The 8,765-nt window shown below is 64.7% G+C and carries 10 protein-coding genes; all 10 read right to left on the reverse strand.

Annotated elements, in window-relative coordinates; translation table 11 throughout:
* Positions 1-6: 6 nt before the first annotated feature.
* On the reverse strand, positions 7-651 hold the full coding sequence (gene queE / locus CG471_RS07190) for a 7-carboxy-7-deazaguanine synthase (RefSeq protein ID WP_004208169.1): 645 nt from the start codon (positions 649-651) through the stop codon (positions 7-9).
* Between the two features lie 3 nt (positions 652-654).
* Positions 655-1,356, reverse strand: a complete 702-nt coding sequence (queC, locus tag CG471_RS07195) for a 7-cyano-7-deazaguanine synthase QueC (protein ID WP_004208170.1) — start codon at positions 1,354-1,356, stop codon at positions 655-657.
* Positions 1,357-1,403: 47 nt separating this feature from the next.
* The gene (locus CG471_RS07200) at positions 1,404-1,811 is read right to left on the reverse strand and encodes a hypothetical protein (protein WP_037507688.1); all 408 of its coding nucleotides are present in this window, start codon (positions 1,809-1,811) and stop codon (positions 1,404-1,406) included.
* Positions 1,812-1,937: 126 nt separating this feature from the next.
* Complete coding sequence (locus tag CG471_RS07205; RefSeq protein ID WP_099231387.1) at positions 1,938-2,843, reverse strand: Hsp33 family molecular chaperone HslO; 906 nt, start codon at positions 2,841-2,843, stop codon at positions 1,938-1,940.
* 123 nt (positions 2,844-2,966) lie between these two features.
* Positions 2,967-3,893, reverse strand: coding sequence for an ornithine carbamoyltransferase (gene argF / locus CG471_RS07210; RefSeq protein ID WP_099231388.1), 927 nt, complete (start codon positions 3,891-3,893; stop codon positions 2,967-2,969).
* A gap of 139 nt (positions 3,894-4,032) precedes the next feature.
* A complete protein-coding gene (locus CG471_RS07215) occupies positions 4,033-5,229 on the reverse strand; it encodes an aspartate aminotransferase family protein (protein ID WP_099231389.1) in 1,197 nt (398 codons plus the stop codon).
* A 175-nt stretch (positions 5,230-5,404) separates the two neighbouring features.
* Positions 5,405-5,806, reverse strand: a complete 402-nt coding sequence (gene fliS, locus CG471_RS07220) for a flagellar export chaperone FliS (RefSeq protein WP_099231390.1) — start codon at positions 5,804-5,806, stop codon at positions 5,405-5,407.
* A 16-nt stretch (positions 5,807-5,822) separates the two neighbouring features.
* Positions 5,823-7,235, reverse strand: coding sequence for a flagellar filament capping protein FliD (gene fliD, locus CG471_RS07225; RefSeq protein WP_099231391.1), 1,413 nt, complete (start codon positions 7,233-7,235; stop codon positions 5,823-5,825).
* 101 nt (positions 7,236-7,336) lie between these two features.
* Positions 7,337-7,816 carry a hypothetical protein gene (locus tag CG471_RS07230; protein WP_004208177.1) on the reverse strand — a complete coding sequence of 160 codons (480 nt, stop codon included), beginning with the start codon at positions 7,814-7,816 and terminating at the stop codon, positions 7,337-7,339.
* A gap of 110 nt (positions 7,817-7,926) precedes the next feature.
* Positions 7,927-8,765, reverse strand: an 839-nt coding sequence (flhB, locus tag CG471_RS07235) for a flagellar type III secretion system protein FlhB (RefSeq protein WP_099231392.1), incomplete at its 5' end; no start/stop codon positions are given.

An 8,765-nucleotide genomic window follows, 5' to 3' on the forward strand; every position in this document is an offset into this window, starting at 1 on the left:
GGAGACTTAACGCAGGCCCAGATATTTATGGGCCTGCACCGTCAACCGCCAGCGCGGCCGGGCCATCACCAGATCGATGGCCGCGCGGGCATTGTCCACGGCATGGGCATCATCGAGCGGCTGGACCAGCAGATGGTCGAAGCCCCAGCCCTCCATCGCCTCGACATCGGCCAGGCTGTGGCCGCCATCGGGCTGCGGCCAGACCAGCTTCAGCTCATTGCCCTTCACCTGGACCACGTCGCTGCCCGCCTTGGGGCTGATGCAGACCCAATCGATGCCCGGATGCGCCGGCAAGGTGCCGTTGCTTTCGATCGCGATGGTGAAGCCACGGCCGTGGAGCGCATCGATCAGCGCGTCGTCCACCTGCAACATCGGCTCGCCACCGGTCAGGACGATATAGGGGCCTTCCCCCTCGCCCCAGAAGGCGAATGCCGCATCGGCCAGCGCGTCGGCGGTCGCGAACTTGCCGCCGCCATCACCGTCGGTGCCCACGAAATCGGTGTCGCAGAAGCGGCAGACGGCATCGCGCCGGTCCTGCTCGCGCCCGCTCCACAGGTTGCAGCCGGCAAAGCGCAGAAATACCGCACGCCGCCCAGCCTGCACGCCTTCGCCCTGCAGGGTCAGGAACATTTCCTTGACCGCATAGGTCATGTGTCAGGCCTTTCCGGGACGCGTCGCATAGACGGTGGGATCGGGCAGCCCTGCTTCCTCGAAGCCCTTCGAGCGCAGGCGGCAACTGTCGCATAGGCCGCAATGCTTGTTGTCGGGCGTAGGATCATAGCAGGACCAGCTGAGCCCGGCATCTAGGCCCAGGCGATGCGCCTCGCGCACGATGTCCGCCTTGGTCATGAACTGCAGCGGCGTATTGATGCGGATCGGATGGCCCTCGACCCCCGCCTTGGTCGCCAGCGTCGCCATTTTCTGGAACGCGTCGATAAATTCGGGGCGGCAGTCGGGATAGCCCGAATAATCGAGCGCATTGACGCCGATATAGATGTCGCTGGCCGACGCGACTTCGGCCAGGCCCAGCGTCAGCGACAGGAAGATGGTGTTGCGCGCCGGCACATAGGTGACGGGGATTTCGTCGCCCACGCCACCCTTGGGCACTTCGATATCGGCGGTCAGCGCCGACCCGCCAAAGGCCGTGAGGTCAAGCGGCAGCACGATGTGCGACATGGCGTTGAGCGCCGTCGCGACCTTGGCCGCGGCGCGCAGTTCGACGCGATGGCGCTGATTATAATCGATCGTCAGCGCCAGGACGCGATAGCCCGCTTCGCGCGCAAGCCCACCCGCGACCATTGAATCCAGCCCGCCCGAAAGCAGGACGACGGCGAATTTTCCATTCTGTGCGACCATGATGCTGCGCTAGTCCTCGTTATGTTGCAGTGCAAGGGGGCCGCCGGTCAGCGGCATGCCCCGACATGGCGCCCTTCGACCATGTTGGAAAAGGGCGCGCCGTCGCTGATCCCCTGCGATCGTATCTGGATGAGGCGCGGCGTTTCGACGCGCAGGTCGGTGCGCGCATTGCCGGCTGCCCCGCAATCGAAGGTCACGGTGGCGGCAGCAGGCGCATCGCTGACCACGAACGGCTTGCAGCCGGGGCCGGCATTGGCCGGCTCCAGCAACTGATGCGGCATCGTCACGCACAGGCGGCGGGGCGGCGCGGTGGGATCGTCGCGCAGGCGCAATTCCCATTCGCCCGTTTCCAGCTTGGCGAGCGCAGCCAGTTGCGGCGCGTTCGCCGCCCCGGCCCAGCTTGCCATCATCATTGCCGCCGCGGCGCCCAGCGCCTGCAGCCCCAGCCTTGCCATCTTGCGTCCAGACCTTGTCATCGGCGCCGGGGAGCGGCGCCATGCTTCATCCTGTTGTGCCGCGCAATTGCGGCAATTTGATAGCGCGGGGCGAACGGCCGTGCCGCAATTGCCCCGCGCCGGCTTTCAATGGGTCACGAAACTGTCCAGCGCCAGCGGGAACAGCCGCGAGCAGAAGGCGCAATCGACGCCGATAATGCCCTTCTCGTCCGCCATCGCCACCCGTTCGTCCGCCGGGAAGCGGCCGATCACATCGCGAATATGGGCAAGGTCACAGCGACAGCCCTTGGCGAGCGCCGTCGCCTCAGTGACGCGCACTTCCTCTTCTTCATGGAACAGGCGCCAGGCGATGTCGGTCAGCGGCAGGTCGAGATCGGTCAGTTCCTCGTCGCGCAGCGTGCCGGCCAGCGCATGCACATGCTCCCATTCGGGATGGTCATGGCGCACATGCAGGCGCTCGCGCCCCACTTCGCCCTCGGGCAGATGCTGCAGCAGCAGGCCTGCCGCAACGCAGCCTTCGCCCGGCTCATGCCGGGTCGCGATCTGGACGATGCTGGGGATCTGTTCGGACTGGAAGAAATAATGCTCCGCCGCCTCTGCCAGCGACGATCCGTCCAGCGGCACGATGCCCTGATAGCGCTCGCCGGTTGCCGCCTGGTCGAAGGTGATCGCCAGATAGCCCTTGCCGAACAGGCCGAACAGGGTCGGATCGCTGCCGATTTCCGCCAGCCGTTCGGCATCGAACTTGGCATAGCCGCGCAGTTCGCCGCCCTTGTAATCGGCCACCAGCAGGCTGACGACGCCATTTTCGGTCTGCGCCTGCAGGGTCAGCTGGCCGCCGGCATCCTTGAGCAGGCTACCGAGCAGCGCGCCCAGCACCAGCGAGGACGCCAGCACCCGCTCGATCGCCGGGGGATAGGCATGGGCAGACAGCACCTGGTCCAGCACCGGCCCCAGCCGAACGAAACGGCCGCGCACATGGCGCGAGGGGATGGTGAAGCCAAGGGCCTGATCGACATTGCTACTGGTCACGATATTTCCTTCCGATCCACCCGCCCCGAAAGCCGCGAGGGCCCGTCCTCCGCTTCCCAGCGCAGGACAGGCCCCGTCATCTTTCAGGGCGAACGGAAAATTTCGCCCGAATATAGGGTGAGCTTACAGCTTTCCAAGCGCCCAGAGCAGAACCGACTTCTGGGCATGGATGCGGTTCTCCGCCTCGTCCCAGATCAGCGACTGCGGACCGCCGATCACCGCCTCGACCACTTCCTCGCCGCGATGGGCGGGCAGGCAGTGGAGGAATTTGGCGTCCGCCTTGGCGCCCGCCATCAGTTCCGGCGTCACCTGATAGGGCATCATCGCCGCCAGCTTCGCCTCGGCATGGGCCTGGCCCATGGAGATCCAGGTGTCGGTGACGACAACGTCGGCGCCGGCCACAGCCTGCGCCGCATCGCGGGTCAGGGTGATGGTCGAACCAGCTGCCTGCGCTGCGGCGGCAAAGGACGGATCAGGATCATAGCCCTCAGGGATGCCCATGCGCACGTCGAACTTCATCAGGCCGGCGGCCTCGACGATCGAGTGGAGAACATTATTGCCGTCGCCCAGCCACGCCCATTGGCTGCCCGGCAGCGCCAGCCCATGCTCGACCACGGTCAGCAGGTCGGCGACGATCTGGCAGGGATGCGACAAGTCGGTCAGGCCGTTGATGACCGGGACGCTGGCATATTCGGCCATTTCCTCGATCTTGGCATGATCGTCGGTGCGGATCATGATCGCGTCGGCCATGCGGCTGAGCACGCGTGCGGTGTCGGCGACGGTCTCGCCGCGTCCCAACTGGCTGGTCGCGCCGTCCAGGATCAGCGAATTGCCGCCCAACTGGCGGATCGCCATGTCGAAGCTGACGCGGGTGCGCGTGCTGTTCTTTTCAAAGATCATCGCCAGCGTGTGGCCGGCCAGCGGCGCATCGGCGTCGACCCAACCCTTGGGCTTGCCCGCGCGCGCTGCCTTGCGGTCGATGGCGTCGGCGATCATCGCGGCGATCGCGTCGCCACCCGCATCGGTGAGATTCAGGAAATTCTTGGTCATCGGAAGTTTTCCCCGCTTCCAACCACCGTTCGTCCTGAGTAGCCATTGAGCGAAGTCGAAATGGCGTATCGAAGGATGCTTCGATACGGGGCTTCGACTTCGCTCAGCCCCTACTCAGCACGAACGGGGCAATATATGGTCAGGCCGCCTTGGCGTCCGCGAAGCTCCGCGCACCGGCGGAAATCTTCTCGATGCACTCGGCGATATGGCTTTCGTCGATGACGAGCGGCGGCAGGATGCGCAGCACATTCTGGCCCGCCGATACCGACAGGAAACCATGATGGTCGCGCAGATGGCCGACAAAGGCGCGCGCGTCATAGGCGTCCTTCATCTTGACGCCCAGCATCAGCCCCATGCCGCGCACATCCTCGAACATGTCGTCATGGTTCGGGATCATCTGCTCCAGCGCGGAACGCAGACGTGCGCCCATCGCCGTCACCTGCTCCAGGAAGCCGTCTGCCAGCACCTCTTCCAGCACCGCAATGCCCACCGCCATGGCGAGCGGGTTGCCGCCATAGGTGGACCCATGGGTGCCGAACACCATGCCCTTGGCCGCTTCCTCGGTGGCGAGACAGGCGCCGAGCGGGAAGCCCGCGCCGATGCCCTTGGCCACCGCCATGATGTCCGGCTTCACGCCATATTGCTCATGGGCGAAGAAGGTGCCGGTGCGGGCATAGCCGCACTGCACTTCGTCCAGGATCAGCAGCAGGCCATGCTCGTCGCACGCCTTGCGCAGGCCGGCCAGGAATGCCTGGGTTGCCGGGGTCACGCCGCCTTCGCCCTGCACCGGTTCCAGCAGGAAGCCGGCGGTATTGTCGTCGATCGCCGCCAGTGCCGCGTCGAGATCGTTGAAGGGCACGACCTGGAAACCGGGCAGCAGCGGCTCGAAACCATCGCGCATCTTGGGCTGGCTGGTCGCCGAAATGGTGCCCAGCGTGCGGCCGTGGAAGGCGTTGTCGAAGCTGATGATCTTGTGCCGGTGCGCTTGCCCATTGGCATAATGATAGCGGCGCGCGGCCTTGATCGCGCACTCGACCGCCTCGGCACCCGAATTGGTGAAGAAGACGGTGTCCGCGAAACTGTTATCGACCAGCTTCTGCGCAAACTCCTCCCCCAGCGGCGAACCGTAGAGGTTGGAGATATGCATCAGCGTCGCAGCCTGATCGGCAATGGTCTTCACCAGCTTGGGGTGGCCATGGCCCAGCAGATTGACGGCGATGCCGCTGGCAAAGTCGAGATAGCGCTCGCCGCGCTCCCCGATCAGGTAGCAGCCCTCGCCTCGGACCGGACGCACATCGCACCGGGGGTAAACGGGCATGAGCGGCGTAATCGACATGTGCCTTCCCTTTCTGGGTTGATGCTGCGCGTCCGTGCGCATTGGATATAACGCAAAAAGGCGGCCCCCGCCGGGCCGCCCTTGTGCGAGTGCCGCCTATACAGTCCACCGGAAGGGGGTGCAACCCCGCAACCGGGCCAGTCGGCAGCCTATGGACTGATCGCGCCGTGAGCGATCAGGGCTGGCCGATCTGGCTCCAGGCATCGGCAATCTCGCCGACCATGGCGCGCGCCTGCTCGACCCGCGCAGCATCATGCTCCTTGGCGCTGACCAGCAGCAGCCGGCGGGCCTCGCGATAGATGCGCGCCAGGCCGGTGGCGATGTCGCCGCCCTTGTCGAAGTCGAGGCTGGCTTCCAGCGCGAACAGGATCGACATGGCACGCGCCTGCTTGTCGGACACCTTCAGCCGGTCGCCATTGCGTTCGGCCAGCGCCGTGGCATCGAGCGCGATCAGCAGTTCGTCGAACAGGATCTTGACCAGCGCGTGGGGCGTGGCGCCCTCGATCCGGCTGCCCGAATGCACCGCCGCATAGCGTCGTGCCGCTGCCGTACCCGCAAAGCTGTGATTATAGAACATGTTTCAAAGTCCCCGATTAACTGTCGCTCTTGTTCCAGGCATCGATCTGCTGCTGGAGATAGCTTTGGGTTGCATTGAGCGCAGACAGCTTGGTCTGCATTGCCGAATAGATGGAAGTCAGGCGCGTCTCATAGTCGGCCATGTCCTCGTCCAGCTTTTCGAGCTGTTCGGTCAGGCTGTCGGCCAGCTTCTCATAACGGTCCTGCGCCGCCTTGATCGGGCCGTTGTCCAGCTCGATATTGTCGCGCACGCTGTCCATCAGGCCCGACAGGCCCAGATTGTCGGCGGTCGACTTGGCGGGATTGAGCATCTTGGTGATGCCCGCCGGATCGGCGGCCAGCGCCTTGTCCAGCGTGTCGGTGTTGAGCGTCAGCGTGCCGTCGCGGTTGGTCGCGATGCCGATATCGGCCAGCGTCTTGTAGCTGCCGGTCGAAGCCAGCTGGGTCGATGTGATCTTCGACAGCTGCGACTTCATGTCGCGCACCGCCGACACACCGTTGAGGACGCCCGCGGTCGATGAATCCGTCCCGGTCGAGGTCGACGTGTTCAGCGCCTTCATCAGCGTATTATAGGCGTCGACAAATTCCTGCAGCAGATCCTTCATCGTCGCGGTCGGCTGGGTCATGGTCAGGTTGACCGTGCTGTTGACGTCCGCCGCGGCCAGTTCGATCCGCAGATAGGGGATCGCATCGTCGATGGTGTTGCTGGCATATTCATAATCGGTGCCGTCGAGCGTGATCTTCGCATTGGCCGGGTCCGACGTCGAGGTCATCGCGCTGCTGTTGAGGCCGGCAAGGACGCTGGTCGAACTGCTGGCCGAGCTGGTGATGGTGAAATCATTGGCCGCGCCGGTTTCGCCCTTGAACACCAGCCGCGTGCCCTGCGCATCAGTGACGACGCTCGCGGTCACGCCGATGTCGGCCGCGTTGATCGCCGAAGCCAGGCCGGAAAAACTGTTATTGCTCGAATCGACGGTGATCGTCGCGGTCTTGCCACCCGCCGTCGTGATGGTGAGCGATCCGGTACCGACCGCCGTGCTGCTGGTGGCGCCGCTGGTCGAGGTCGAGGCGAAGATGCGGGCGGTCGCCAGCGACTTCACCACCAGCTGTGCCGGCATGCCGGTCGGCGTGCCGCCACTCAGCAGACTGACCGACGCGATGTTGGTGTTGGTCGAATTGGGCGTGCCGGTATATTCGGCACCCGACAGGACGCTGGTGAGCGCATCGGCGAAGGTGTCGAGCGAGCTGATGGCCGACGCCAGCGCCGAGATGCGGGCATTGTTGGTCGTCTGCTGGGTGGTGATCGCGGACTGGCGCGGGTCGCGGGTGGCGCTGACCAGGCTGGTGACGAGCGCGCTCGTGTCGATGCCCGAATTGGCACCCAGCGCCGACAGGATGCTGCTCCCTACCGATGTCGTCGTCGTTGCCATGGGCCGTCCTTTCAAATGAGAGAACGGCCGTAGCGCGAAGATGTTTAGGAATGATTTTCAAGCTGATGGCAAAGCCCGCAAAAAAGCGGGCATGGCCGCGATCAGATCGCCGATGCGGACAGGATCTGGTCGACGGTTCCGCGCGCGACATGCGCCTGGGCCGCATAGGCATAGCTGGCCTGCTGGGCGATCCGCTTGGCCAGATCGGCGGCCTGCTCCACCGCCTCGCGGGTGGCGGGCGGCAGTGGAATGTAGATGAAGGGCTGCGGCATCATCGCCTGGACGGCGGCCGATGCGCCATCGACCGACACATCCCCCTGCCCGGCGCGCATATCGGCCAGGATGTCCGCGATCCGGGCATGGATGCGCGCATATTCGGCTGCGCCGGCGGCATCCTCGTCGACCGCAACGACATCGACCGCAAAACTCTCCTGCCTGCGCGCATCGCTGGCAGACATATTGCCCTGCTCGGTTGCCGATTCCGTCGCTGAAACCGGCTGAACGGCCGCAGCCGGCACCGGCGCGCGAACGACGCTCCGATCCACTGGCGAAATCTCGCTACGCGAAAGATACTCGTTCATGACGCACCATCCTAATGCGTCCCCGTAAACAGAATACGGACAAGCGTGGCTAAACTTTAATTCACCATCGCCCTAATTCTTCGATCAACTGCCAAGTATCAGCAAATTCTCTACAATTTCTTTCCATCCGGATCGAAACGCAGATCTTCGGGCACGGTGATGAACGGACGGTCCATTTCCGTCGCCATCTTGTTCTCGACCCGGAAGACGAAGGCCAGCACCGTCGCCACCGCCATGTAGAGGCCTTCATTGACGATCTCGCCAGCGCGCGAGGTGAAGTAGATGGCGCGCGCCAGTTCGGGATATTGCAGCACCGACACGCCATGATCCTCGGCCAGTTCGCGGATCGAGGCCGCGATCGCATCACAGCCGCGCGCGACCACGACCGGCGCGGCATCCACGCCCGGACGATAGCGCAGCGCCACCGCGAAATGGGTCGGGTTGGTGATGATGACGCTGGCCTCTGCCACCGCCTGGCGGGTCGATCCGTTCAGCACCTCGAACTGGCGCCGGCGGATCTGCCCCTTGAGTTCGGGCGAGCCTTCGCTTTCCTTATGCTCGTCCTTGATGTCCTGCTTGCTCATGCCCAGCCGCTTGCCGCGCTGGAAAATCTGCATCGGCACGTCGATGCCGGCGATCACGAACAGCCCGCCCGCCATCACCAGGCAGACCAGGATGAACATGTTGCCAAGGTCGCTGATCGCATTGCCGACCCCCGCCTTGCCCAGGCCGATGATCGCAGTCAGCCGGTCCCAGATCATCCAGAAGCCAACCGCGCCCAGCAGCCCCACCTTGGCAATCGACTTGACCAGTTCGATCAGCCCCTGCGCGCCGAACATGCGCTTGAGGCCCGAAGCCGGGTTCATCTTCGACGCCTTGGGCGCGAAGGCGCCGGGACGAAAGCCCAGCGAACCGAGCAGCGCCGGCGCCGCGATCGGCCGCAGGCCCA

Source organism: Sphingobium sp. IP1 (genome assembly GCF_002708645.1).
Classification (GTDB): domain Bacteria; phylum Pseudomonadota; class Alphaproteobacteria; order Sphingomonadales; family Sphingomonadaceae; genus Sphingobium; species Sphingobium yanoikuyae.

Excerpts from the sequence above, each read along its gene's own strand:
- argF (WP_099231388.1), bottom strand. The coding sequence starts at position 3,893 with ATGACCAAGAATTTCCTGAATCTCACCGATGCGGGTGGCGACGCGATC.
- queC (WP_004208170.1), bottom strand. The coding sequence starts at position 1,356 with ATGGTCGCACAGAATGGAAAATTCGCCGTCGTCCTGCTTTCGGGCGGG.
- queE (WP_004208169.1), bottom strand. The coding sequence starts at position 651 with ATGACCTATGCGGTCAAGGAAATGTTCCTGACCCTGCAGGGCGAAGGC.
- CG471_RS07215 (WP_099231389.1), bottom strand. The coding sequence starts at position 5,229 with ATGTCGATTACGCCGCTCATGCCCGTTTACCCCCGGTGCGATGTGCGT.
- CG471_RS07230 (WP_004208177.1), bottom strand. The coding sequence starts at position 7,816 with ATGAACGAGTATCTTTCGCGTAGCGAGATTTCGCCAGTGGATCGGAGC.
- CG471_RS07200 (WP_037507688.1), bottom strand. The coding sequence starts at position 1,811 with ATGGCAAGGCTGGGGCTGCAGGCGCTGGGCGCCGCGGCGGCAATGATG.
- fliS (WP_099231390.1), bottom strand. The coding sequence starts at position 5,806 with ATGTTCTATAATCACAGCTTTGCGGGTACGGCAGCGGCACGACGCTAT.
- fliD (WP_099231391.1), bottom strand. The coding sequence starts at position 7,235 with ATGGCAACGACGACGACATCGGTAGGGAGCAGCATCCTGTCGGCGCTG.